This window comes from Synechococcus sp. UW69 (genome assembly GCF_900474185.1).
GTDB lineage: Bacteria > Cyanobacteriota > Cyanobacteriia > PCC-6307 > Cyanobiaceae > Parasynechococcus.
The window spans coordinates 422,308-444,865 of sequence record NZ_UCNW01000008.1 but is presented as its reverse complement, the minus strand read 5'-3'; the positions used below and the strand labels follow the sequence as shown (position 1 = coordinate 444,865).

Sequence of the window (22,558 nt, the reverse complement as noted above, 5' to 3'; positions counted from 1 at the left end):
CGGGTGTTGATGGGCTGGGCCCTCAGGCGGTTTTCGCTCACCAAGGCTGTGCCCCTCACGATCAGCAGGGGTACCACAGCATCTGTGGTGCGCTTGGAGCTCACGCTTGACCGGGATGGTCTGATCGGTCGCGGTGAGACGGGTGGATTCGAGACCGGTCATCGTGCCTTTGCGCTCGAGGCGGTGGAAGAGGAGCTGCTTGCGTTGCTGCCGCAATTGGATGCTTTGGATCCCGACCGTCCGCAACGGTTTGAGCCCCTGCTGACGCCCTTGAGTCCGCCGGCCCGTTGTGCCATCGACCTGGCCTTGTGGGACTGGCATGGGCAACGGCTTGGCCACCCGTTGTGGCGCCTCTGGGGTCTCGATGGAGCGACCGGGGTCGCCACCAGCGTCACCCTGGGACTGGCCTCTGTGACTGCCGTGCTGGAGCGTCTGACGCGCTGGTGGACGCAGCTGCCGGCAACGCGGGTGAAGCTCAAACTGGGCAGTCCCGATGGGTTGGACCATGACCTGAGCCTGCTCGAGGCGGTGGCCCAGGCCATCACGGACCAAACCCAGCGGCAGGGCGTAGCGATCGAACTGCAGGTGGATGCCAACGGCGGTTGGAGCGTGGATCAGGCCAAGCGGATGCTGGAGCCCCTGGCAACACACCAGGTGGTTCTGCTGGAACAACCCCTGGCTCCCGATCTGGATCCGGCGTGCGATACGGCGGGCTTCGCGGCACTGCATCCGCACTGCCCAATGCCTCTTGTGGCGGATGAAAGCTGCTGGGATCTAGAGGATCTGCTGCGCCTGGCACCGGTGGTGGATGGCGTGAATCTCAAGCTTCTGAAGACCGGTGGGCTTAGTCAGGCTCTGCTGATGGCCCAGGTGGCGCAGCGGAAGGGGTTGGACCTGATGGTGGGCTGTTATTCCGATAGCTCACTGCTCAACGGTGCTGCGGCCCAGTTGCTGCCCCTGATTCGTTGGCCCGATCTCGACAGCCATCTCAACTTGGTTGACGATCCATTCGCTGGTCTGGATCTGCAGGACGATCGCTTGCACCCTTCATCGATGTCTGGCTTGGGGATTCGCCCCGCGGCAGTCAGGCCTTGAGCTGCACTGCTATCGGTGTGCGTGAAAGCACAGCAGCTTTATGAGCGGGATTCAGGCGCCGCCAGGATTTCGAGAGATGCGCTTGGTGCTGCTCCAGCACGGCGGTTTGGCCAGTCTCACCGGCAAGACCGGGCTGGCCATGCTGCGCCACCGTGCCGGCCCGATCGTCGCGGTGATTGATCCAGACCATGCCGGCCAGCCCCTGCAGCAGGTCACCGGCATCGAGCGAGACGTGCCGGTGGTGGCGGATTTGGCCGCGGCGCTTCCGTATCACCCGGAGGCAGCTGTGGTTGGCTTGGCTCCCTCTGGTGGGCGGCTGCCGGATCCTGTTCGCCACGATGCCCTGGCGGCGTTGCGCGCAGGACTCCACCTCGCCAGTGGACTCCATACCTATCTGGCCAATGATCCGGCATTGGCAGAAGCCTGCTGGCCCAACCGCTGGATCTGGGATCTCCGACGGGAGCCGGAGGCTCTCGGTATCGGCCAAGCAGGGGCTGCAGCGCTGTCCTGTCGACGCCTTTTGGCAGTAGGAACCGACATGGCGGTGGGCAAGATGAGCGCATGCCTGGCTCTGCTGGAAGCGGCCCAGCGATCAGGGATTCCCGCGCGATTTGTTGGGACGGGGCAGGCGGGAATTCTGATCAGTGGCGAAGGGGTTGCCCTTGATGCTGTTCGGGTGGATTACGCGGCGGGAGCGGTGGAGGCGGCGGTGCTTCGGGCGGCGGATGCTCTGCCAGAGCAGGGCCTCGTGCTTGTGGAGGGGCAGGGCTCGCTGTGTCACCCCGCCTCAACCGCGACCCTGCCCCTGTTGCGGGGAACTCAGCCAACCGCCCTCTTGTTGGTGCATCGGGCCGGCCAGCAGAGCATCGATCGGTTGCCTCAGATTCCTCTTCCCGACCTCGCAACCTTGGTGAGCACCACAGAGGCCTTAGCCAGTTGGGCACGGCCTGATGATTCAGGCGCTTCAGCCAAGGTGGCTGCCGTCGCCCTCAACACGGCACGCCTTGATGAGCATCAGGCAACGGTCGAGATTGATCGGGTGAGTCAAGTTCTGGGTTTGCCCTGCACCGATCCCATTCGCTGGGGTGCCGAACCTCTGCTGAGAGCCTTGGTCGATCGTTGAAAAAGGGCGAGCGAGGGGATTCGAACCCCCGAATAGCGGCGCCACAAGCCGCTGCCTTAACCACTTGGCGACGCCCGCCGCGTCCGTGAGAATCTACCAACACGAGCCGCAGCCAGCCTGGTGTCCCCTTCATCGCGTCCGCAACGTGTGCCTGCACTGGCGCTGTTGACGGGGGGTGTCGCCATGGCCGGTGTGCTGTCGCTGGTGTTCTCCAATCCGTCCATGGACGATTACGAGGCCCATGCCGGAGCTCAGTTGGTCAAGTTGGGCACCCAGGAACTGTGCGAGGCACCGAACCTGCCCATGGTGCTGCGTCTTTGGATTAGCAATTGCCCTGAGTTGATTGCCTCTCAGCGGGATGCTCTGGCGGCGCTGGCCGGTCAGTTCACCACCCGTCGCAACTTAGGGGTGGCCAGCTTGTATTCCACCAGCATGGAGGGCAAGCAGTTGTTGCCGGGGCTGCGTCTGCCCGGCTTCGATGTGCTGAGCCTTGGTGTGGCAGGTCGTTTTGTGATCCTCAGAACCGACGCCATCAACGGTGCAGAGGAGTGACGGATGCCCAGTCGCTCCAGTCACAGTCTGAGAGTGGTGTCCTTGAGGCTTGGGTTCCCCTGGGGCTGGTTGATTTCGACCCTGCGACACCCCTGCCAGCAATCCAGAAACAGGGGCTGACGCCTGTGCGGCTCGCCTGGCATCAGGGACGTCTGCTTGAGCCCAGGCCCCTGACGGCTGATCAGTCGCCACCATCGCGGATGGTGCTGCCGCGATTGGTGGACTGCCATGTTCATTTGGACAAGGCCTACACCTGGCAGGAGCACCCCAACCTCAGCGGCAGCTACGGAGGTGCCCTGGACGCCAACCTGCAGGAGCACAACACCCGAACCGTGGCATCCATTCTCCAGCGCGGGGAGCGAGCGTTGGAGAGGGCATTCGGCCATGGACTGCGTGCCATGCGTAGTCATGTCGACAGTGGTGGTCCTGGTGCCGAGCCCAGCTGGGAGGCACTGCTCACCCTTCAGCAGCGCTGGCGCAGCCGCATCGATCTTCAGCTGGTGGCGCTTGTTCCCCTGGAGTTCTGGTGTTCAGCTGAAGCGGAGGATTTGGCACGTCGCGTCGCCGCCAGTGGTGGCTGCCTCGGCGGTGTTCTCACCCCTCCCTGTGGATCGGCTGCGGTGACTCATCAGCTGGAGGAGTTGTTGCGCCTTGCCGATCGCCACAGCTGCGGCGTTGATTTGCACATTGATGAGGCCGACCATGGCCCGGCCGAGGGCATGGTTCAGCTGCTGAAGGCTCTGCGGCGCGTGCCCGTCCAGGTTCCTGTCACCTGCAGCCATGCCAGCAGTCTTTCTCTGCTGCCGCCTCCACGCTTGGCAAGGTTGGGAGAGCGCATGGCGGCAGCACAGCTCCGCGTGATCGCACTACCCCTCACCAATGCCTGGTTGCTAGCGCGATCGGACGACGCCACCCCGCTTCAGCGTCCGCAAGCCCCGATCCGTCAGTTGCAACGCTGTGGCGTCACGGTGGCGGTAGCGGGTGACAACGTGGCCGACCCCTGGTTCCCCGGAGGCGATTTCGATCCATTGGCCCTGCTGGCCGCGTCGATGCCGTTGACCCAGTTGTTGCCGTGGCAGCGCCTGGGCCTGGCCCCCTTCACGACGGCACCGCCGGCCATTCTTCAACTGGAATGGGATGGGGTGCTGCGGGCTGGTGCTCCTGCGGATCTGATCTGCATGGAGGGCCAGGGATGGTCGGATCTGATGCGATGTCCCCCGCAGCGCCAGGTTCTCGTAAACGGCCACTGGGTGTCGTCTCCGGGCGCTAGACCCTGACCAGAGTTCAGCACCATCATGGGTCGCGCCGAAGCCTTAATCGCCCTGCGGCAAGCCCTCAGCGTTGTCCCTGATCTTGAGCTGTTGGCTGAACCAGCAGACCTTCAGCGTTTTTCCCGGGATGCCTTCGAGTACTCCCCGGTTTTGACACCACGACTGGAACCATGTCGTGCTGACTTGGTGGCCCGGCCTCGCACTGTGGAGGCCGTTGAACGGCTTGCCTCAGCCTGCGCCGAGCATCAGGTTCCCCTGACCCTGCGCGGGTCCGGTACGGGGAATTACGGCCAATGTGTGCCCCTGCAAGGAGGCGTGGTGATGCTCACCACATCCCTGTGTCAGATCCGATCAATTGATGCGGCGACGGGGGTGGTCACCGTGGAACCGGGCTGTGTGATGCGCGATCTGGATCAGGAGCTGCGCAGGTATGGGCGCCAGCTGCGCTTGATGCCGAGCACCTGGCGCAGCGCCACCATCGGTGGCTTCGTTGCTGGGGGCTCCGGTGGCATCGGTTCGTTGCGCTGGGGCTTTTTGCGCGATCCAGGCCATTTGCTCGGGATGGAGGTTGTACCGCTCCGTCCCGATGCCCAACGCCATCAGATCGGCGAGGTGGATGCCGAAGCGTTGAACCATGCCTACGGCACGAACGGCATCATTACGGCCCTCAGATTGGCCACCGCTCCAGTGGTCAACTGGCAACAGGTGAGTGTGGACTGCGAGCGTTGGGAGCAGGCGATTGAGTTGATGCATAGGGTCGCGGTATCCGCCTTGGATCTTCATCTAGGAACCCTGCTTGAACAGCCGCTTCTGTCGCGGATGCCCAGTTGGGGAGGTCCTGCCGTATCTGCCCACAGGTTGCTGTTGCTCGTCGCGCCGGATGGGCTCACCAGCCTGCAACGAATGGTGCAGTCAGCCGGGGCCACCCTGCGGGATCTCGGGCCTGAAGATCTCTCAGGGGGCAATGGATTGCGTGAGCTGAGCTGGAATCACACCACCCTGCATGTGCGGGCCTCAGAGCCGGGATGGACCTACCTGCAGATGCTGTTGCCGCAGCCGGAGGCTCCAGCAATTGCAGCGTTGAGGCAGCGGTGGGGAGACGACCTGATCTGGCATCTCGAGCTTGTGCGCCAGCAGGGCTGTCCACGCTTGGCCGCCCTGCCGCTGGTGCGGTGGCGGGGGGCTGAGCAGCTGGACCGATTGATGGACGACTGCAGGGCAGTGGGTGCCGTGCTGTTCAACCCCCATGTGATCACGGTGGAGGATGGCGGCCTTGGCGTCATCGACGCTGATCAGGTGGCGGCCAAGCACCGCTTTGATCCCGCTGGCCTGCTCAATCCAGGCAAGCTGCGGGGCTGGGAGGAGCGCCTCTGACGATCAGCATCCGAGGCTGTCGAAGGTGGCGACTCCGGTGCTGGGGTTGATGCCCTCCGCCTCCCGACAAAGCCGGCGTTGATCATCACGATCGAGCAGGGCGTCGGTGAAATCAGCCCCCTCGATCTGGGCATTACTGAAGCTGCTGCCTGACGCGATGATCCCCGTGAGCACGGCGTTGCGTAGATCGGTGTCCACGAAGTCGGCGCGATCCATCAATGCATCGGAGAGATCAGCATCGCGGAAATCAGCTTCGGCAAAGGCCCCCTGGGTGAGGATCGCCCCATGGAGGTTGGCGCCTTGGAAATTCGCGCCGCGGCCAACGGCTCCTGCAAAGGATGTGTTGGCCAGGTTCTGTCCCTGGAAATCTCCGTTGCTTTGGTTGGTGAGCGTGTAATCCACCTTTTCCTGGAACAAGGCCCTGTCCTGCAACCCCGCCCCGGCGGAGGTGTCTAGGGCTTGGGCCGGAGTTCCCATCAACAGGAGGGGCATGAGAAGGCTCAGCAGCCAGGAAATTCGCAGCACAGTCCACGCGCAAGCTGCGTTCACTCTGCCGTTACAACGCCGCGAGCGAACAGGTCCCCGATCAGATACAGCGATCCGGCAACAATTGGCATCGGCGTTGGCCATCCATCGCTGTTGAGTTGGTTCAGCACAGTTTCAAGGCTGTCGGCCTCTTGCAACTGGTTGCCGCGGTCTGGGAGTTCCTTGAGGAGGGCCGCTCGGCACCAGCTTTTGTGGCCCGGTACTGGAATGATCCAGGCTTGGTCCTGGGGCTGTAGCAAGGCCTGGAGCATGGCGGCAGCATCCTTGTGGGCCTGAATGGCCAGGATCCAGACCACACCTATGGATGCGCTGGTCCAATGAACGCGTTCCTCGGCCAGCTGCACCGCGGCGGGTGGATTGTGAGCTCCGTCAAGGCGAAGCCGGTGTTCCCTCCAACGCACGGTCTCCAGACGACCGGGCCAGCGGGCTGTCGCGAACCCCTCACGGATCACTGCCTCAGGCAGGGTCCAGCCCAAGCTCGACAAGGCCTTTAAAGCTCCAAGGGCTACAGCGGCGTTGCTTCTCTGGATTTCTCCTGCCAGGCCCAGCTCCCAGGATGATTCCAGGGGCTGCACCCACGTCAGGTTGGCCTGCTGCTTTCGGCACGTCTCGTCCAGGACGGTCTGCACGGCGGGATCTTGTGCCCCGCTGATCACGGTGGCGTACGGGGGGATCGCCGCCGCCTTCTCCATCGCGATGGCGGTGAGGTTGTTGCCCAGGTGTTCGCAGTGATCCAGTCCAATGCTGGCGACGGCAATCACGGGCCGGTGGGGATGCGCTGTTGTGGCGTCAAGCCGTCCCCCCAGGCCTACTTCCAGCACCATGAGTTCACAGGCGTGCCGTTGAAATTCCAAAAATGCTGCGGTCACGAGCAGTTCAAAGGGGGTCAGCCGATGCCGTTCGTTGAGGGGTTGGAGAGCCTGCAACTGGGATCGCAGCGTTTCAACGGCAATCGGCTCTCCCTGGATCCGAATCCGTTCGCACCAGCTCACCAGGTGCGGGGAGGTGGTGACCCCGCAGCGGAGTCCTGCGGCACAGAGGGCTGATTCCAGAAAGCTGACGATGGACCCCTTGCCGTTGGTGCCAAGCACCTGAATCGCGGGAACCGCCTGACATGGATGGTCAAGCTCGTGGAGGGCCGCATGCATGCGATCCAACTGCAGATCCATGCCACGCAGGTCGAAGCGTGGGATCAGATCAGAGAGCTCATCCACTCAGCTGAGGCTGGAGAGGGTCGCCGCCAGACGGCGCAGCAGTTCGCGGATCTCGCGCTGGTTGATGGTCAGGGGGGGAACCATGCGCAGCACGGAGGGCCCGGCCGCTACCAGCAGAAGGCCTTGATCAATGGCGGCTTGAGCCAGCTGAGGAGCCTTCCAGCTGCTGCTTTCACGGATCACGATGCCTTGCAGTAGGCCCCAACCCCGCACTGTTTCCAGGTGCTCTGGGAAACATTTCACCAGTTCTTGGAGTCCGTCGCGCAGCTGTTCACCGCGGGCTGTGACGTTGTTGAGTAGCCCCCGCCGTTCGATCTCGGTCGCCACCGTCAACCCGGCCCGGCACGCGAAGGGATTGCCGCCAAAAGTGCTGGCGTGGTCTCCGGGTTCGAACACGTCAGCTGATGCGTTCACCAGCAGGGCGCCGATGGCATGGCCACCCCCCAGCCCCTTGGCCAGGGTGAAGGCGTCAGGGGTAATGCCCAGTTGTTCGTAGCCCCACAAGCGGCCGCTTCGTCCCATGCCCACCTGCACCTCGTCGAGAATCAGCAGGATGTTCCGTTGTGTGCAGATCTCGCGCAAGCGTGAGAAGAACGCGCGGTCTCCGGGATTGACGCCACCTTCCCCTTGGAGGGGTTCCACCAGCACAGCCGCGATGGAGGGGCCGACTTGTTCATAGCGGTTGATCAGGGCTTCTAGGGCCGAGAGATCGTTGTAGGGGAAGTAATCAAACCCGGTCACCATGGGTTCAAAACCCTTGTGGTATTTGGGTTGACCAGTGGCTGTAACAGCAGCGAGGGTGCGGCCATGGAAGCTGGCTGCCGCCGTGAGGATCACGGGCTGTTGAATGCCTCGACGTTGATGGCCATGTTTACGAGCCAGCTTGATGGCGGCTTCATTGGCTTCGGCGCCGGAATTGCAGAAGAACACGCTGTCGGCGCAGCTGTGGTTCACCAGCCAGCTCGCTAGCTGCTCCTGTTCAGGAATCTGATAGAGATTTGATACGTGCTGGAGTCGTCCCAGCTGTCTGCGCAGAGCGCGATGCATTGCCCTGTCGCTGTGGCCCAGCGTGCAGGTCGCGATGCCAGCGACCGCATCGAGGTATCTCCGACCTTGCGTGTCTTTGACCCAACAACCCTTCCCTTTGGCCAAAGCCAGAGGAAAACGGCCGTAGGTGTTCATCACAGCGGATGGATGGGAGCCGGGGGACTTGAACCCCCAAGACCAGTGGCCGGCTGATTTTGAGTCAGCTGCGTCTACCAATTCCGCCAGGCTCCCGCACAGGGATTGTATTGATTGAAGGGCCCCGCTTCAGGGGATGTTGCGCTTCACCTCAGCACCCACAGCGCTGAGCTTGCTTTCGAGGTCGTCGTAACCCCGGTCGAGGTGTTTCAGGCCAGACACCTCGGTGATGCCTTTGGCTGAAAGGCCTGCCAGAACCATGGCCGCGGCTGCACGAAGGTCGGTGCCAGTGACGGGGGCCCCGCTGAGCTGGGCCACTCCCTCAACGATGGCAGTGCTGCCCTTGAGACGAATGGACGCTCCCATGCGCTGAAGTTCGGCCACATGCTGCAGACGGTTTTCGTAGATCTTTTCGCTGATCACACTTGTTCCTTTGGCCGTGCACATCAGGGCCATGAACGGTGCCTGAAGATCGGTTGGGAACCCTGGGAAAGGTTGGGTGGTGATGTCCACAGCGGTGATCTCACCTGGTGTGATCGTGACGGACCTCCCGTTGATATCGATGGAGCAGCCGCAGTCCCGGAGCTTCTGGATCACAGCGCTGAGATGCTCCGGAATAACGGGCTCTACCACCAGTTGTGAGCGAGTGATCGCTGCAGCCATCAGGAAAGTTCCTGCTTCGATCCTGTCGGGTATGACCGGATAGTTGCTGCATCCTCGGAGCTGTTCCACCCCTTCAATGGTGATCACCGGGCCACCAGCTCCGGTGACGCGAGCTCCCATGGTGTTGAGCAGGTTGGCCAGGTCCTGCACTTCAGGCTCCTGGGCGGCGTTTTCAATCGTTGAGACCCCTTCCGCCAAAACGGCGGCCATCAAGATGGTTTCCGTGGCTCCGACGCTGGGACAGTCGAGAACGATCTGAGCTCCTGACAGGCGTTTTTTAGTGCCCGGAACGGACGCCGTGACGATCCCATGCTCCACATTGACGATGGCGCCGAGGGCTTTCAGGCCGCGGATGTGTTCGACGACAGGACGTGCTCCGATGCGGCATCCCCCTGGAAGGGGAACCCGGGCATGTCCCAGCCGTCCCAGCAGAGGTCCGATGCTGAAGAAACTGGCGCGCAGGCTGTTGACCAGTTCGTAGGGCGGAGCTGAACCACTCAGTTCGGAGGCGGTAAGGCGAATGCGGTCAGAGGCTCGATCAACCTGCACTCCCAGCGATTCAAGGATGGCACTCATGCCATCGATGTCTGTCAGGGCAGGAATATTGGTGAGTTCAATGGTCTCTTGACTCAGGAGGCTGGCCGTCATCAGCACCAGCGCGGAGTTCTTCGCCCCGCTGACGCGAAGCGTGCCGTTCAGGTCGTGGCCGCCACTGACGTTCAGGCGTTGCTTGAGACTCTCCTGAGACGCTTCTGCAACAGCCATCATCAATTGCCCGATCCCCGATAAGAGGATTTTGCCAATACTCTCTGAGACCGTCTAGACGGCCGGCGTTCAAACTGGACAGTTTGCTTCCAGGGTGTTGGATCTAGGGATCGGTGATGCCCTATGTTCATCCGGTCGAATCTCGACACGCCAGCGGATGTGGCGGAATTGGTAGACGCGCTAGTTTCAGGTACTAGTGGTGGCAACATCGTGGGAGTTCAAGTCTCCCCATCCGCACTAGTTTGTCGGAAGTCAAGCTTCTCCCGGCAACAATGATCGTTCTCAAGATCTCCAACGCCTCGGAGGTGGTTGCTTCCAAGGTTGGAAAGTTCATTGAGCTTCTAACCCCCGACTCCATCGACCACACGACTGTGGAAGATCAGGTCATTAAAAAGCTGATTGAAAATCTTGCGGCGGAAGGGATTAAGGGCGAAATCGCAGCCATTAATGGGCTTGAGCTCGAAGGCGAAAATCTCAGCGTTCACAAAGGCTTGAACGTGCGTAAACACGCAGAGTTCTGATTCGTTCTCTGGAATCCTCCTCCCCCCTGATCAGCAGCCGACGCAATCCCTTGGTCAAGCGTCTTAGAAGCTTGGCTACCCGTGTTGGGCGTGAGGCCGAAGGGCTGTTGCTCCTGGAGGGCACCCATCTCTTGCAAGAGCTTCTGGCGCGAGGGAAGGCGCCGGAGGAAATCATCGCAACGGAGGTCTGGCTGGAGCGTCATCCGGAACTCGCCGAACGTTGTTCCCAGGCGCGATGGCGGATTGTCACCGATGAGGTGTTGCGGGCAGCGCTAACAACGGTCACACCCGATGGCGTTGCCTGTCTGAGCCCACTGAAGGCTTTGCCCACCGTTCCGTCGGTGTTGGACTTCGTCCTGGTTCTGGATCGCATTCAGGATCCCGGCAATCTGGGCACGTTGTTGAGGACGGCGCTTGCCGCTGATGTGAACGCGGTCTGGATGGGCGGTGGTGTTGACCCCCTGGGGACGAAAGTTCTGCGGGCGTCTGCTGGTGCTCTGCTTCAACTGCCGCATCAACGCTTTGGCCCCAGCGAAGAGATGGCGATCCAGCTGCTTCAGCAGCAACTCCAGCAGCTGGTGGCGTCGGGATTGCAGGTGGTAGCCACCCTGGTACCGGATCCGACGAAAGGTGATCCCCCATCTCCCTACTGGGATCTCGACTGGAGACGGCCGACGGCGCTGGTGCTGGGAACCGAGGGTGCAGGCCTGCATCCGGATCTGCAGGCCTGCTGTACCCATGCCGTCACGCTTCCCCACAGCTCACGCGTTGAATCCTTGAATGTGGCGTCTGCCGCGGTTCCTCTCCTCCTGGAGCGGCGAAGAGCGACAATGACCGCCACATCGCAGCAGTTCGGGTGAGCGACGCCAGCTTCGACTTCGACGTCATTGTTATTGGTGCCGGCTATGGCGGCTTCGATGCCGCCAAACATGCCGCCGACCATGGCCTGAAGACGGCGATTGTTGAATCCCGCGACATGGGAGGCACCTGTGTGAACAGGGGCTGCGTTCCCTCCAAGGCGTTGCTTGCCGCCAGCGGAAAGGTGCGGGAGCTGGCGGACGACAAGCACCTATCGAGCTTCGGCATTCATGCCGCTCCTGTGCGTTTCGAGCGGCAAAAGATCGCTGACCACGCCAATCAGCTCGTTCAAACCATTCGGACCAACCTCACCAAGACCCTGGAACGGGCTGGGGTGACGATCCTCAGGGGGCATGGCCGTCTCGAGGGCAGCCAGAGAGTCGGGCTGCGGGAACCCAGCGGCGTCGACAGGGTTCTGACCGCAAAGGACGTCATCATCGCCACAGGATCGGACCCCTTTGTGCCACCTGGAATCGAAACCGATGGGCGCACGGTGTTTACCAGTGACGAGGCCATCAACCTGGAGTGGCTACCCCGCTGGATCGCGATCATCGGCAGCGGTTACATCGGCCTTGAATTCGCTGATGTGTACACCGCCCTCGGTTGCGAAGTGACGATGATCGAGGCTATGGACAAGGTGATGCCCACCTTTGATCCAGACATCGCCAAGATCGCTGGGCGTCATCTGATTGATGGTCGCGATATCGATGCCCGCTCCGGAGTCCTGGCCCGCAAGGTCACCCCGGGTTGCCCCGTGAAGATCGAACTGGCTGATTTCAACAGCCGTGAACTGGTGGAAACCCTTGAGGTGGATGCCGTTCTGGTGGCCACGGGGCGCGTTCCCAGCAGCAAGGGCCTCAACTTGGAGTCTCTCAATGTGGAGACGAACCGGGGCTTTGTTCCGATTGACGACGCCATGCGGGTGCTGGTCAACGGTGAGCCGCTGCCACATCTCTGGGCCGTGGGTGATGTGACCGGCAAGCTGATGCTGGCGCACACCGCTGCTGCGCAAGGCACCGTGGCGGTGGACAACATCCTTGGCCACGCGCGCGAGATCGACTACCGCAGCATTCCGGCAGCCACCTTCACTCATCCTGAGATCAGCTCTGTGGGTCTGACCGAAGCGGATGCCAAAGCCCTGGCCGAGAAGGATGGGTTCCAGCTCGGGTCCGTTCGCAGCTATTTCAAAGCCAATTCCAAAGCTCTGGCTGAACTGGATAGTGACGGCCTGATGAAGCTGCTGTTCAACAAGACCAGCGGTGAAGTGCTGGGGGCCCACATCTATGGGCTTCATGCCGCTGATCTGATCCAGGAGGTGGCCAATGCTGTCGCCCGGCGTCAGAGCGTTCGTCAGCTCGCCACTGAAGTGCACACACACCCCACCCTTAGTGAGGTGGTGGAAGTTGCTTACAAACAGGCTGCCGCCCAGTTGGCCGCCTGATCCCACGCACCCGTTTCTCGTTCAAGCTTTGTCCTGATCCATGGAGTTCCGCCGTCGTCCCCCCAATCCCAAGGTGAGGGTTGCTCATCTCGAATATGCGGTGCCTCACGATGAAGAGGAGCCGCGTCACATCCTCGAGAAAATTGTCTGGGAAAAAGACCGTGAGATTGATGCGGCCCGCGACAAGGTCCCCCTGGACAAGCTGAAGCAGCAGATTGCCAAGCTGCCTCCTACGAAGGATTTTCTTGGAGCTCTTCAAGCTGCCGCCAAGAAACCGGCGGTGATTGCTGAGGTGAAAAAAGCGAGTCCCAGCAAAGGAGTGATTCGCGAGGATTTTGATCCGGTCGCGATTGCCAAGGCCTATGCCGCCGGCGGCGCGAGTTGTCTCTCGGTGCTCACCGACAAGACCTTTTTTCAGGGGGGCTTCGATGTTTTGGTGGAGGTTCGCCGGGCCGTCGACCTTCCTCTGCTCTGCAAGGAGTTTGTGCTCAGTCCGTATCAGCTGTTTCAGGCCAGGGCCGCGGGGGCTGATGCGGTGCTGCTGATCGCTGCCATCCTGTCGGATCAGGATCTTCGTTATCTGAACAAGGCCGCAGCGGCCTTGGACCTCACGGTGCTGGTGGAAGTCCACGACGCCACTGAACTGGACCGGGTGCTCAACATTGGCGGGTTCCCCTTGATTGGAATCAACAATCGCGATCTCACCAGCTTTGAGACGGATTTGGGTACGACTGAGCGGCTGCTCAACGAATTCGATGACCGGTTGAAGCAAGAGGAAGCGCTGCTTGTGAGTGAGTCGGGTCTGTTCAGCCGTGCTGATCTCGATCGGGTTCAGTCCGCCGGTGCAGGTGCGGTGCTTGTGGGGGAAGCTCTCATGCGGCAGCCGGATATTGAGGCGGGTCTGGTGCAACTGATCCAGGCTTGATAACGCCGATGGCTTCTTCCTGCTGATGTAGAATTGAGACATTCAGGCGGTTCTTTGTGCTGATTAGCCTTTTGACCGGCATTGCCGCCGGGGCCGTGCATGTGGTGGGTGGTGCAGATCACCTGGTGGCGATGGCGCCCTTCTCCCTGAACAAGCCTCTGTCGGCCTTTCGGCATGCCATGGCCTGGGGGGCCGGTCATTCCGCCGGAGTCGTGGTTCTGGCCCTGATCGCCATTGGCCTCAAAGACCTGGCCCACGTGGAGGCCATGTCGTCTTGGGCGGAATTCCTTGTGGGTGTGGCCCTGCTGGTGGTGGGTGCTCTGGCGGTCCGCACCGCGTTCGGTCTTGAACTGCACACCCATGATCATCTTCATGACGGTTCCCATGAGCATCGTCATCTCCACCTGCATGTGCGCGGTGCCAGCAACCACCGCCGTCACGTCCATGCATCCTCAGGGCTGGGCTTGCTGCATGGATTGGCGGGTGCCAGTCACCTGCTGGCGGTGATTCCTGCCCTGGCTCTGCCGCCTCACGCTGCTGTGGGCTATTTGGTGGCTTATCTGCTTGGATCCATCGGCGCCATGGTGGCCGTGGTTTCGGTGGTGTCCTTCCTCACCCTTCGCAGTGGTGCCCGGCTGATGCCTTTCCTCGTGGGTGGCACCGGAGCTCTTTCGATCATCACTGGGGCGATCTGGCTTCAGAAGACCTCACCGGTCTTGTTCTGACCCTCTGGTGGTGAGACGAGCCACCACCTCCCCGATCAGCAAGCTTGTCGCCACCGTCCCGAGTTGGCGGCTATCGGTGCTTTCGGCTTGGTTATCTCCCAGCAACCACAACCCGTTGGGTTCAATTCTGTTGAGGCGTTTGATCAGACGAATGTCCGATCGGTGAGGATGCCATGTCACGAGCACGGATCCCAAACGCAGGGTCGAGTTCGAGTTCAGACGGCTGACCAGAACACGGTCTCCCGGTTCAAGGGTGGGCTGCATCGATCGCCCTTCGATGCGTAGCAGCAGCCGACGGCCACAAAAAAGCAGCAACAGATCCCGAAGGCCTGCTGCTGCGATAGGGGCATTGGACCTGTTCGAACTCAGGATGCGGTGACCCAGGCGTCGGAACGACACTTGGACTGCCAGAACATGCCGTGGATTTTTTCAACGGCGGCCATCAGCTCCTCTGCCTTGGCCTGATCGATGTTCACCTTGCAGGCGCTGCAGAGCTTGGCTGCTTTCCAGAAGGTGTCGTGCAGATCAGGGAAGGTGGCCAGGTGGTCGGGCTTGAAGTAGTCGGTCCAGAGGATCAACAACTCTTTCTTGGTCTTCTGTGCTTCCTCTTCCTTAATGGCGACGTAGCGACCGAAGGTGTTGTTGTAGGCGGCCAAAGCAGCCGCGTCACCCGCGGCGGGGGCCTCAAGGCCCTTCAGCTTCTTGGTCATGGACAGCACTGCTTCGGCTGCCACACGAGCGGAAGCCGGGTCGTAAACACCACAAGGACCGTCGCAATGGGCTTCTGCCACGGGGGCAGGAAGGGCATATGCAATGGCGGAAAGGGCCGTGCGCAGCATCGGTTCAGAGCGGAATTGGCTTGGGTTGAGCCTAGCTTCCGCTCACTTCTTCACGTCGAGCAGTTCCACCTCGAAAATCAAGGTTGCATTGGGAGGAATCACCCCACCGGCGCCCCGGGTGCCATAGGCCAGGTCGGAGGGGATCACCAGCTTGCGTTTGCCGCCCACTTTCATTCCGGCGACACCTTCATCCCATCCTTTGATCACCCGGCCAGCACCAAGGGGGAAGCTGAAGGGGGTGCCCCGGTCGTAGCTGGCATCGAACTGCTGTCCGTCCTCCAGGGTGCCGCGGTAGTGCACCACCACCGTCTGGCCTGCACTTGCCTCCTCACCTGTGCCCACCTCCAGCTCAGTGATTTTCAGACCACTGGCTGTGATGGTGGTGTCAGGGGCATCGAGCGGGCCGCCGAGGGCCGAAGCGTCGGCGCGAGCGGAATCGTTGGCCATGGCAAACAGGGTCGGATTGGGGTCGTCGGGGTCGAGTTCGAAGCTCAAGGCCCGTTGTGGTTTCGAAGCCTCGGACCGCACGGCAGCTGGCTGTACGGGGGCGGCGTCAACAGTGGAGGGGGCCACGATCTGGCTGACCAAGGCCAGGAGAAGGCAGGCCACGCAGACCGTTGTGCTGATGATGATGTCGCGCACGGAAAGGCTTCTGTTGCTCTAATTCTGGCCTCTGGTCCGCATCGCCGGTGTTCACTCAGGCCGGTTCATCTGCCGCAGCTGCTGCTCAAGCCGATCAATGCGTCCTCGCAGTTCATCCACTTCCTTCTGACTGGGAACGCCAAAATCTTGGAGCAGGTTGTCGCGATTTCTTTCCAGGTTGCGCCCCATCTGCTGCTCCAGTTCGGGCGTTTCACCGCGGAGTGCCTTGAGCACGTCATCCACCAGGGCGGAGGCTTCATTCGGATCAAGCCGGCCACTGCTGACCCAGTTCTGGGTGACGCCTCGTAGACGTTCAGCGACGAGGGTGGTCGTCCCCAGGCCGCGCAGCAGCAACTGCTGAAGAGGATTCGCGGGATCCATAGCGACAGGCGGGCGGGTCCGATCCAGGATGCCCCCGGCCGGGACTGCTGACCATGGGCAATCACCAACTGCATCCCGGATGGCGCGCTCTGCTCGGGGGCGTTCTGGCTGGAGTGGCTCCATCCCTGGGCGGGCCACTGCTGATGGTTCCTGCTCTGGCGCTGCTCTGGTCCGTGGTTGAGCGCCCCCGTTGGTCGGCTTTTTGGGCTCTGCTTGCCGTTTTGATCAGCCACGGCTGGTTGCTGGCCCTGCATCCGCTCACCTGGATGGGAGTCCCCACCGCGCTCAGCCTGCCTGTGGCGCTGTCCCTCTGGCTGGCCTGCGGCATCCTTGCCGCTCTGCTCGTCGCCGGGTGGTCTGTTCTGGCGCGACTATTACCTCGCCACTGGCCGTGGTTTTGGCGGCTGATGCTGCTGGCTGGGCTCTGGGCCCTGGCTGAGCTGGTGCTGTCGGGGTCACCGCTGTTCTGGATCGGCGTCGGCGGCACCACCCTGCCCTGGGACCGCCCCTTGGCGGGGGTGGCCCGCTGGTTCGGCTCCGGAGGGTTGACGTTGCTGCAGTTGTGGTGGGGCTGTTGCCTGCTGGCGCTCTTCGAGCAGCCCGCGGCTTGGCGACGCTGGGGTCTGATCGGATTGGCCAGCGTGCTGCTGGCCCATGGGTTGGGGAGCCTGCTGTTGTGGGCGACGCCGCCGTCGGTCGGGTCCGTCGCAATGGGGGTCTGGCAGCCCGCTGTTCCGACACGAGAAAAATTCAATCTGGAGCGTCAACAAGCGTTGCCCACGCGGCTGGTGGATGCGATGCGTCAGCTGGAGACGAACGACGTTGTCGCTGTGGTGGCTCCGGAAGGGGCTCTGCCTGCGAATTTTCTGGTGCCGCCGGAGGCTCCAGACATTCCCCTGATCAGTGGAGGATTTCGTTGGGTGCGAGGTCAGCAACGCAGCTCTCTTTTGCTGTACGAGCCGCCGGACCGGTTTCCCGTCCCCCTGGCTGATAAGCATCGTTTGGTGCCGATCGGGGAATGGATGCCCCCGCTGCCTGCCGGCCTGACGGCGGGATTGTCTGCGGTGGGTGGGTTGGCCCCTGGCCCGGCTCCCCGCACGATGGCCGTGGTTGAGCCCCCGGCTGCTGTGGCCATTTGTTATGAGATTGCTGATGGCCTGGCACTGGCACGCGCCGCTGCAAATGGCGCGACCTGGCTCCTCGCGATTGCCAACCTCGACCCTTATCCCCGTCAGTTGCAGAAGCAGTTCCTGGCTCTGGCGCAGTTAAGGGCGATCGAGAGCGGACGCGATTTGCTCAGCGTTGGCAACACGGGTCCGAGTGCGCTGATTTCGGCTGATGGAAGGGTGGAATGGTTGCTTCCACCTGAGGCCCCCGGCGTGGCGCAGACCTTCATTCAGGTTCGTAAGCGCGCCACGGCTTACTCCCGTTGGATCAGCCCTCCACCGAGCACGACTTCACCGTCGTAGAAGACCGCAGCTTGTCCTGGGGTGATGGAGAACTGCTCCTCTTCAAAGGTCAAACGGCAGCGGTGAGGACGCTCCCGTTGCTGATCCGCCTCGGTGCACTCCAGGGGGACCAGCTCTGCACGCACCGGTGCACTGCGATAACGCACCTGAACCTCAATGTTTTGTGGGACCTGGATGGGGTCGATTGAGACCCAGTTCACCGCGCCCACCACGCAGCTGTCTCGGCCCGCTTCGGCGCGAGGAGCGACGACCACCCGATTCATCGCAGCGTCAAGGCGGATGACGTGAAGCGGCTCTCGCCAGGCCACACCCAGCCCCTTGCGCTGACCAATGGTGAAGTGTTCGATGCCGTCGTGCTCGCCCACAACGGTTCCATCGCCCAGCACGATCTCCCCTTGGCGGGGTGGCAGATAGGCATCAAGGAACGCCCGCATGGATCCGTGGTGGTCCGCCAGGCAGAGATCCTGGCTTTCTGGTTTCTCTGCAGTACGCAGACCGTGTCGGGCAGCTTCGAGCCGCGTGTCGGGCTTCGTTAGTTCTCCCAAGGGAAAAACGATGCGTCCCAAGACCTCCTGGGGAAGGTCGTAGAGGAAATAGCTCTGGTCCTTGCGACCGTCGAGGCCCCGCAGCAACTGATGACGCTGTTGATCGCCCCCATGACGGATCCGGGCGTAGTGGCCGGTGGCGATGCGGGGCAGGTTCCGCTCTTGGAGGGCCCAATTGAGCATCGGTCCAAATTTCACCGACCGATTGCATTGGGAGCAGGGCAGTGGCGTGATCCCATCGCGGTAGCCGTCCACCAGCCGTTGGACGATCTCCTGTTGGAACGTCTCCCGCGTGTCCACCACGTGGTGGGGAATGCCCAGCTGTTCACAGATGCCGGCCGCATCCACCAGTCCTTCAGCGCAACAGGCTCCTTTCCCGCTCATCAGCCAAAGGGTCAGGCCTTCCACCTGCCAACCCGCTTCCACCAGCAGCGCCGCTGTAAGGGAACTGTCGACACCGCCGGAGAGACCAACGGCCACGCGATGCTCTCCAGGCCATTGCCTAAGACGCTCAAGAGCGGCCTCACCAGCGCGGGTTGTGGTGGATCCGATGGCCATGGGCGGCGCAGGGAGTTCTCTCCATAGTGAGGTCCCGGCAACCTGCGAGTGGTGTGGCCTCCCGCTGATTCCGATCATCTGCTCGTGGATGCCTCGTCCATGCGGGGTCTGGAACAGAGCCTGTTCGACAGCGGAATGCCCGTCGCCGCATTGATGGAGAAGGTGGGGCTTGCGATGGCGTCTTGGCTGCTGAAGCGCCGGGATCTGCTGCGGAATGGCGTGTTGGTTTTGGTCGGGCCGGGCCACAACGGTGGCGATGGCCTGGTGGTGGCGAGGGAGTTGCATCTGGCTGGCATTGAGGTTTCGCTGTGGTGTCCCCTTGCCATTCGCAAGCAACTCACCGCTGACCATCTGCGCCATGGGGAGTGGCTCGGTCTGCGGCGCCTGCGTCAAGACCCGGATCCAGCCGACGCAGCGCTGTGGCTGGACGCGATCTTCGGGCTTGGTCAGAGCAGGGCGCTGCCCGACTGCTTGGCAGATCTGTTTCGGTGCCGACAGCAGTTGCAGCCTGGTGCGCTGATCAGCCTGGATGTGCCGTCAGGTCTTTGTTCGGACCACGGAACTGTGTTGGGGGAGCAGGCGGCTTGTGCTTCGGCCACCCTCAGCGTTGGCTGGTTGAAGCGCGGGTTGTGTCTGGACCCAGCCCGTCCTTGGGTTGGGGCGTTGGTGCGGATTGATCTGGGGTTGCCGCCTGCGGTGATGGGCAACGCCGCTGCGGTCTTGCCGCGCCGCCTGCCGGTTGGAGAGGCCTGTACGGCCCCGTTACCAGCGCTGCCGCCCACAGCGATGAAGTACGAACGGGGCCGCTGTCTGGTGGTGGCGGGCAGTGATCGCTACCCCGGAGCAGCACATCTCGCGCTGCGGGGGGCCATGGCCAGTGGCTGCGGCTGCGTTCAGGCCGTTGTGCCGCCTTGTCTTCAATCGAATTTGTGGCAGGTGTTGCCGGAGGTGATGCAACTGGAGGAGGGGCTGATTCCAGACCGGCTGGATGCGGTGTTGGTCGGCCCCGGGCTTGGCAACCCGTCTCGGTGGTGGAACCCGTGGTCGGAGCAACTGCGCACCGTCGCTGGTTTGCTGGTGCTCGATGCAGATGGGATCAATGCCCTGGCGTCCAGTTCGGAGGGGTGGCGCTGGCTGTTGCAGCGTCAGGGTCCAACCTGGCTGACCCCCCACGCTGCTGAGTTCGCGCGTTTGTTTCCTGATTGTGGCGAGGGTGATGCGCTGGAGAGGGTGATCGCAGCAGCGCGCTGCAGCGGTTGTTGCATTTTGCTGAAGGGTGCGCATTCGGTACTGGCGGATTCATCGGGTGCGGCGGTTGTGCTGACAGGCACGTCTCCTCGGGTTGCTCGCACTGGACTCGGCGACCTGCTGGCCGGTTTTGTGACTGGTTGGGGTGCCCAGGTCGTCGCGGCACAGCAGCAGCCAGGGCTTCAAAGCTTTGTTGCCAGCACGGCTTTGCATGGTTTGGCGGCACGTCGTGCTCAATCAAGTGATGCTTCGGCGATTGCGGATTGTTTGAAAATCCTTGCAGCGCGGTGTCAGAAAAAGCAAACAACGATGTTCAACAAAGTCTGAACAAATGACTCTTTTTGTTCACTCGGCTTGCTTCTGTCCACAGAGCTTTTGCTGGTTTTAAATCTTTCGCAAATCTGAAATGTTTCGATTTGCTGTTCTGAATCTGAAGGGTTGCTGAAAACACATCGACATTCTTTCTGTTCGTAGGAAAGTCATCACACTTCCGCAGCACCCATGGTGTCCACCGCATCCAAGCCGCTGGAGACTCAACGTCGGCGCAGCAGCGACCCTGTCAGCTGGTACCTCGCCACCATTGGCAGAATCCCTCTTCTCACACCAGCTGAGGAAATCGAGCTGGGCAATCAGGTGCAAGCCATGATGGCCCTCACCGAAGACGGCTCCCGCGAGTTTGCGGATGGAGAACTCACGACGGCGCAGCGTCGTCTCCTGAGGATCGGTCGGCGCGCCAAAGAGCGGATGATGAAGGCCAACCTTCGTTTGGTTGTCAGTGTTGCCAAGAAATATCAGGGCAAGGGTCTTGAATTGCTCGATCTGATTCAGGAGGGCTCCCTCGGGCTGGAGCGTGCTGTTGAAAAATTTGATCCAACCCGGGGTTACAAATTTTCCACTTATGCCTTCTGGTGGATCCGCCAGAGCATGACCCGAGCCATTGCTTGTCAGTCGCGCACGATTCGACTGCCGGTTCACCTGAGTGAGCGGCTCACCACGATCCGTAAGGTCAGCCTTGATCTCGCTCACAAGCTGGGCGCCATGCCCAGCCGCGTGGAGATCGCTGAAGCCATGGATATTCCATTGGATGAGCTGGATTCGCTGCTGCGCCAGGCCCTCACCACCAGCAGCCTGGATGCTCCCGTCAACGGCGAGGAGGGCCGCAGCTTCCTCGGTGATCTGATTGCTGATTCATCCCTCGATGAGCCGCTCGACATCGTTGAGCAACGTATTCACCACGAACAACTGGGCCGCTGGCTGAGTCACTTGAGTGAGCAGGAGCAGCATGTTCTGCGCATGCGCTTCGGGCTTGAGGGCAACGAACGTCACACCCTCGCTGAAATCGGACGTCTCATGGAAGTGTCCAGGGAGCGTGTCCGCCAAGTTGAACTCAAGGCCTTGCGGAAGCTTCGCAATCTCACCCGTCGACTTCCGAGCGGCATCTGAGCCGGCTCGGATCCGGCTTCTTAAAACTGAACCAGTTCAGCTGAATCAGTCTTCAGCCCAGATGTAGCGCGTGAGTTCCGATGGGTCGGGCTCTGGTGCTGAGAGGGCGAAGTCAACACAGTCCTGAACGATTCCGTCGATCTCCTTCTCGATCGCGCGTAGTTCATCGCTATTCACCAGGCCTGCGTCTGTCAGATCCCGTTCCAGAGCTTTGAGGGGATCACGTTTGGCCCAGAACTGCTTTTCCTCCTCCGCGCGCAGTTCGTCTGGATCAGCGAGGGAGTGCCCACGGAAGCGATAGGTCAGGCATTCCAACAGGGTCGGACCTTCGCCGGCCCTGGCCCGTTCTACGGCCCGTAGGGCTGCTGCCCGCACCGCCAGAACGTCCATTCCATCCACTTCCTCACCGGCCATACCGAAGGAGCTGGCCTTGCGCCAGATCTCTGGATCACTGGTGGCCCGGTCGTGGGACATCCCGATGGCCCACTTGTTGTTTTCGACCACGAAAATGATCGGCAGCTTCCACAGCTGCGCCATGTTCATGCACTCGAAAAACTGACCGTTGTTGCAGGTTCCATCACCGAAGAACGCAGCAGTCACTGAGTTGCTGGAGGCATCGCCGAGGGCATCGCGTTTGTACCGGCTGGTGAAGGCCGACCCGAGCGCCACGGGGATCCCTTCAGCGATGAAGGCAAAACCACCAAGCAGGTGATGCTCCTTGGAAAAAAGGTGCATCGAACCGCCGCGACCTTTGCTGCAACCGGTCTCTTTGCCGAAGAGTTCACTCATGACCTCGCGGGCGGGTACGCCGGCGCTCAAGGCATGGACGTGATCGCGGTATGTGCTGCAGAACCAGTCGTGCTGACGCTTCATGGCACCGATCACACCGGTGCTGACAGCTTCCTGACCGTTGTACAGATGAACAAAGCCGAACATCTTGCCGCGGTAGTACATCTCGGCGCATTTGTCCTCGAAGCGCCTGCCCAGGGTCATGTCCCTGTAGAGGTCAAGGCCCGTGTCCCGGTCCACGCTGGCCCGTTGTGCTGTGACCAGTTTTGAGAGCCGTTCGGCGTGGGGACCAGCAGTCGCAGTGCCAATCGGAGCGGAATCGACAGCGAGGTCCTGACCCATGTCCACCTAATGATTTGAAGTCAACTTTAAGGGCCAGCCGATGAGCG

Annotated in this window: 23 protein-coding genes and 3 tRNA genes; 14 read left to right on the top strand and 12 right to left on the bottom strand. The window is 61.6% G+C overall.

Annotated elements, in window-relative coordinates; all coding sequences use genetic code 11:
• The first annotated feature begins 9 nt into the window (after window positions 1-9).
• Together DXY29_RS06115 and DXY29_RS06110 are read left to right on the top strand one after the other, a co-directional pair.
• Complete coding sequence (locus DXY29_RS06115) at window positions 10-1,095, top strand: dipeptide epimerase (RefSeq protein ID WP_115024305.1); 1,086 nt, start codon at window positions 10-12, stop codon at window positions 1,093-1,095.
• A 40-nt stretch (window positions 1,096-1,135) separates the two neighbouring features.
• Window positions 1,136-2,218, top strand: coding sequence for a DUF1611 domain-containing protein (locus DXY29_RS06110; RefSeq protein WP_115023764.1), 1,083 nt, complete (start codon window positions 1,136-1,138; stop codon window positions 2,216-2,218).
• Between the two features lie 5 nt (window positions 2,219-2,223).
• Here the strand turns inward: DXY29_RS06110 and DXY29_RS06105 are convergent.
• Window positions 2,224-2,296 (bottom strand) — tRNA-His (locus DXY29_RS06105).
• A gap of 42 nt (window positions 2,297-2,338) precedes the next feature.
• On the opposite strand from DXY29_RS06105, the gene DXY29_RS06100 reads away from it, so the two are divergent.
• From DXY29_RS06100 to DXY29_RS06090, 3 genes are read left to right on the top strand one after another with little or no spacing between them, the layout of a single operon-like run.
• Window positions 2,339-2,770, top strand: a complete 432-nt coding sequence (locus DXY29_RS06100; RefSeq protein ID WP_371411068.1) for a DUF4359 domain-containing protein — start codon at window positions 2,339-2,341, stop codon at window positions 2,768-2,770.
• Window positions 2,767-4,047, top strand: a complete 1,281-nt coding sequence (locus DXY29_RS06095) for an amidohydrolase family protein (RefSeq protein WP_115023762.1) — start codon at window positions 2,767-2,769, stop codon at window positions 4,045-4,047. The genes DXY29_RS06100 and DXY29_RS06095 overlap by 4 nt, the downstream gene beginning before the upstream one ends.
• Before the next feature lie 18 nt (window positions 4,048-4,065).
• A complete protein-coding gene (locus DXY29_RS06090; RefSeq protein WP_115023760.1) occupies window positions 4,066-5,415 on the top strand; it encodes an FAD-binding oxidoreductase in 1,350 nt (449 codons plus the stop codon).
• A gap of 3 nt (window positions 5,416-5,418) precedes the next feature.
• Here DXY29_RS06090 and DXY29_RS06085 read toward each other — a convergent pair whose 3' ends face one another.
• The 5 genes from DXY29_RS06085 to murA all read right to left on the bottom strand — a co-directional run bounded on the left by DXY29_RS06085 (window position 5,419) and on the right by murA (window position 9,788).
• Window positions 5,419-5,907: a pentapeptide repeat-containing protein gene (locus tag DXY29_RS06085; protein WP_115024302.1), complete on the bottom strand. Its 489-nt coding sequence runs from the start codon at window positions 5,905-5,907 to the stop codon at window positions 5,419-5,421.
• A 53-nt stretch (window positions 5,908-5,960) separates the two neighbouring features.
• Window positions 5,961-7,175: a folylpolyglutamate synthase/dihydrofolate synthase family protein gene (locus DXY29_RS06080; RefSeq protein WP_115023759.1), complete on the bottom strand. Its 1,215-nt coding sequence runs from the start codon at window positions 7,173-7,175 to the stop codon at window positions 5,961-5,963.
• Entirely contained in the window at window positions 7,176-8,357 is a 1,182-nt protein-coding gene (locus DXY29_RS06075; protein WP_115023753.1) for an aspartate aminotransferase family protein, read from the bottom strand. It abuts the gene before it with no gap.
• A gap of 13 nt (window positions 8,358-8,370) precedes the next feature.
• A tRNA-Leu gene (locus DXY29_RS06070) sits at window positions 8,371-8,453 on the bottom strand.
• A 33-nt stretch (window positions 8,454-8,486) separates the two neighbouring features.
• Complete coding sequence (gene murA / locus DXY29_RS06065; protein WP_115023752.1) at window positions 8,487-9,788, bottom strand: UDP-N-acetylglucosamine 1-carboxyvinyltransferase; 1,302 nt, start codon at window positions 9,786-9,788, stop codon at window positions 8,487-8,489.
• A gap of 150 nt (window positions 9,789-9,938) precedes the next feature.
• Here murA and DXY29_RS06060 point away from each other — a divergent pair.
• The 6 genes from DXY29_RS06060 to DXY29_RS06035 all read left to right on the top strand — a co-directional run bounded on the left by DXY29_RS06060 (window position 9,939) and on the right by DXY29_RS06035 (window position 14,255).
• Window positions 9,939-10,022: transfer RNA gene (locus DXY29_RS06060), tRNA-Leu, on the top strand.
• A 35-nt stretch (window positions 10,023-10,057) separates the two neighbouring features.
• The gene (locus tag DXY29_RS06055) at window positions 10,058-10,306 is read left to right on the top strand and encodes a hypothetical protein (RefSeq protein WP_115024300.1); all 249 of its coding nucleotides are present in this window, start codon (window positions 10,058-10,060) and stop codon (window positions 10,304-10,306) included.
• Between the two features lie 71 nt (window positions 10,307-10,377).
• Window positions 10,378-11,166 (top strand): RNA methyltransferase, encoded by a 789-nt coding sequence (locus DXY29_RS06050; protein ID WP_226397857.1) that lies wholly within the window; start codon window positions 10,378-10,380, stop codon window positions 11,164-11,166.
• On the top strand, window positions 11,163-12,605 hold the full coding sequence (gene lpdA / locus DXY29_RS06045) for a dihydrolipoyl dehydrogenase (RefSeq protein WP_115023749.1): 1,443 nt from the start codon (window positions 11,163-11,165) through the stop codon (window positions 12,603-12,605). The genes DXY29_RS06050 and lpdA overlap by 4 nt, the downstream gene beginning before the upstream one ends.
• A gap of 40 nt (window positions 12,606-12,645) precedes the next feature.
• Window positions 12,646-13,530: an indole-3-glycerol phosphate synthase TrpC gene (trpC, locus tag DXY29_RS06040; protein WP_115023747.1), complete on the top strand. Its 885-nt coding sequence runs from the start codon at window positions 12,646-12,648 to the stop codon at window positions 13,528-13,530.
• A 56-nt stretch (window positions 13,531-13,586) separates the two neighbouring features.
• The gene (locus DXY29_RS06035; protein ID WP_115023746.1) at window positions 13,587-14,255 is read left to right on the top strand and encodes a hydantoin utilization protein A; all 669 of its coding nucleotides are present in this window, start codon (window positions 13,587-13,589) and stop codon (window positions 14,253-14,255) included.
• Here DXY29_RS06035 and sodX read toward each other — a convergent pair.
• Genes sodX through DXY29_RS06015 form a run of 4 tightly spaced genes read right to left on the bottom strand, consistent with a single transcriptional unit; the run spans window position 14,238 to window position 16,117 of the window.
• A complete protein-coding gene (gene sodX, locus DXY29_RS06030) occupies window positions 14,238-14,570 on the bottom strand; it encodes a nickel-type superoxide dismutase maturation protease (protein ID WP_115024299.1) in 333 nt (110 codons plus the stop codon). The genes DXY29_RS06035 and sodX overlap by 18 nt on opposite strands.
• A 50-nt stretch (window positions 14,571-14,620) precedes the next feature.
• Complete coding sequence (sodN, locus tag DXY29_RS06025) at window positions 14,621-15,094, bottom strand: superoxide dismutase, Ni (RefSeq protein ID WP_115023744.1); 474 nt, start codon at window positions 15,092-15,094, stop codon at window positions 14,621-14,623.
• A 42-nt stretch (window positions 15,095-15,136) separates the two neighbouring features.
• A complete protein-coding gene (locus DXY29_RS06020) occupies window positions 15,137-15,736 on the bottom strand; it encodes an FKBP-type peptidyl-prolyl cis-trans isomerase (protein WP_115023743.1) in 600 nt (199 codons plus the stop codon).
• Between the two features lie 51 nt (window positions 15,737-15,787).
• Window positions 15,788-16,117 carry a phasin family protein gene (locus tag DXY29_RS06015; protein ID WP_115023741.1) on the bottom strand — a complete coding sequence of 110 codons (330 nt, stop codon included), beginning with the start codon at window positions 16,115-16,117 and terminating at the stop codon, window positions 15,788-15,790.
• A gap of 53 nt (window positions 16,118-16,170) precedes the next feature.
• Between DXY29_RS06015 and lnt the strand changes: the two genes are divergently transcribed.
• Window positions 16,171-17,586 carry an apolipoprotein N-acyltransferase gene (gene lnt / locus DXY29_RS06010; protein ID WP_115023739.1) on the top strand — a complete coding sequence of 472 codons (1,416 nt, stop codon included), beginning with the start codon at window positions 16,171-16,173 and terminating at the stop codon, window positions 17,584-17,586.
• On the opposite strand, the gene mnmA is transcribed toward lnt, so the two are convergent.
• Window positions 17,538-18,689, bottom strand: coding sequence for a tRNA 2-thiouridine(34) synthase MnmA (gene mnmA, locus DXY29_RS06005; RefSeq protein WP_115023738.1), 1,152 nt, complete (start codon window positions 18,687-18,689; stop codon window positions 17,538-17,540). The two genes, lnt and mnmA, sit on opposite strands and share 49 nt — an antisense overlap.
• A gap of 51 nt (window positions 18,690-18,740) precedes the next feature.
• Here mnmA and DXY29_RS06000 point away from each other — a divergent pair, with 51 nt between their 5' ends.
• Window positions 18,741-20,264 carry an NAD(P)H-hydrate dehydratase gene (locus tag DXY29_RS06000; protein WP_115024297.1) on the top strand — a complete coding sequence of 508 codons (1,524 nt, stop codon included), beginning with the start codon at window positions 18,741-18,743 and terminating at the stop codon, window positions 20,262-20,264.
• Between the two features lie 174 nt (window positions 20,265-20,438).
• Entirely contained in the window at window positions 20,439-21,380 is a 942-nt protein-coding gene (locus tag DXY29_RS05995; protein ID WP_115023736.1) for an RpoD/SigA family RNA polymerase sigma factor, read from the top strand.
• Window positions 21,381-21,425: 45 nt separating this feature from the next.
• Here DXY29_RS05995 and pdhA read toward each other — a convergent pair whose 3' ends face one another.
• On the bottom strand, window positions 21,426-22,511 hold the full coding sequence (gene pdhA / locus DXY29_RS05990; RefSeq protein WP_115023735.1) for a pyruvate dehydrogenase (acetyl-transferring) E1 component subunit alpha: 1,086 nt from the start codon (window positions 22,509-22,511) through the stop codon (window positions 21,426-21,428).
• Window positions 22,512-22,558 lie beyond the last annotated feature (47 nt).

What these genes read in the sequence shown, in the direction of transcription:
- DXY29_RS06055 (WP_115024300.1), top strand. Translation starts at nt 10,058, where the DNA reads ATGATCGTTCTCAAGATCTCCAACGCCTCGGAGGTGGTTGCTTCCAAG.
- lnt (WP_115023739.1), top strand. Translation starts at nt 16,171, where the DNA reads ATGGGCAATCACCAACTGCATCCCGGATGGCGCGCTCTGCTCGGGGGC.
- DXY29_RS06085 (WP_115024302.1), bottom strand. Translation starts at nt 5,907, where the DNA reads ATGCCCCTCCTGTTGATGGGAACTCCGGCCCAAGCCCTAGACACCTCC.
- DXY29_RS05995 (WP_115023736.1), top strand. Translation starts at nt 20,439, where the DNA reads ATGGTGTCCACCGCATCCAAGCCGCTGGAGACTCAACGTCGGCGCAGC.
- murA (WP_115023752.1), bottom strand. Translation starts at nt 9,788, where the DNA reads ATGATGGCTGTTGCAGAAGCGTCTCAGGAGAGTCTCAAGCAACGCCTG.
- trpC (WP_115023747.1), top strand. Translation starts at nt 12,646, where the DNA reads ATGGAGTTCCGCCGTCGTCCCCCCAATCCCAAGGTGAGGGTTGCTCAT.
- DXY29_RS06090 (WP_115023760.1), top strand. Translation starts at nt 4,066, where the DNA reads ATGGGTCGCGCCGAAGCCTTAATCGCCCTGCGGCAAGCCCTCAGCGTT.
- DXY29_RS06015 (WP_115023741.1), bottom strand. Translation starts at nt 16,117, where the DNA reads ATGGATCCCGCGAATCCTCTTCAGCAGTTGCTGCTGCGCGGCCTGGGG.
- DXY29_RS06115 (WP_115024305.1), top strand. Translation starts at nt 10, where the DNA reads ATGGGCTGGGCCCTCAGGCGGTTTTCGCTCACCAAGGCTGTGCCCCTC.
- DXY29_RS06110 (WP_115023764.1), top strand. Translation starts at nt 1,136, where the DNA reads ATGAGCGGGATTCAGGCGCCGCCAGGATTTCGAGAGATGCGCTTGGTG.
- pdhA (WP_115023735.1), bottom strand. Translation starts at nt 22,511, where the DNA reads ATGGGTCAGGACCTCGCTGTCGATTCCGCTCCGATTGGCACTGCGACT.
- sodN (WP_115023744.1), bottom strand. Translation starts at nt 15,094, where the DNA reads ATGCTGCGCACGGCCCTTTCCGCCATTGCATATGCCCTTCCTGCCCCC.
- mnmA (WP_115023738.1), bottom strand. Translation starts at nt 18,689, where the DNA reads ATGGCCATCGGATCCACCACAACCCGCGCTGGTGAGGCCGCTCTTGAG.
- DXY29_RS06075 (WP_115023753.1), bottom strand. Translation starts at nt 8,357, where the DNA reads ATGAACACCTACGGCCGTTTTCCTCTGGCTTTGGCCAAAGGGAAGGGT.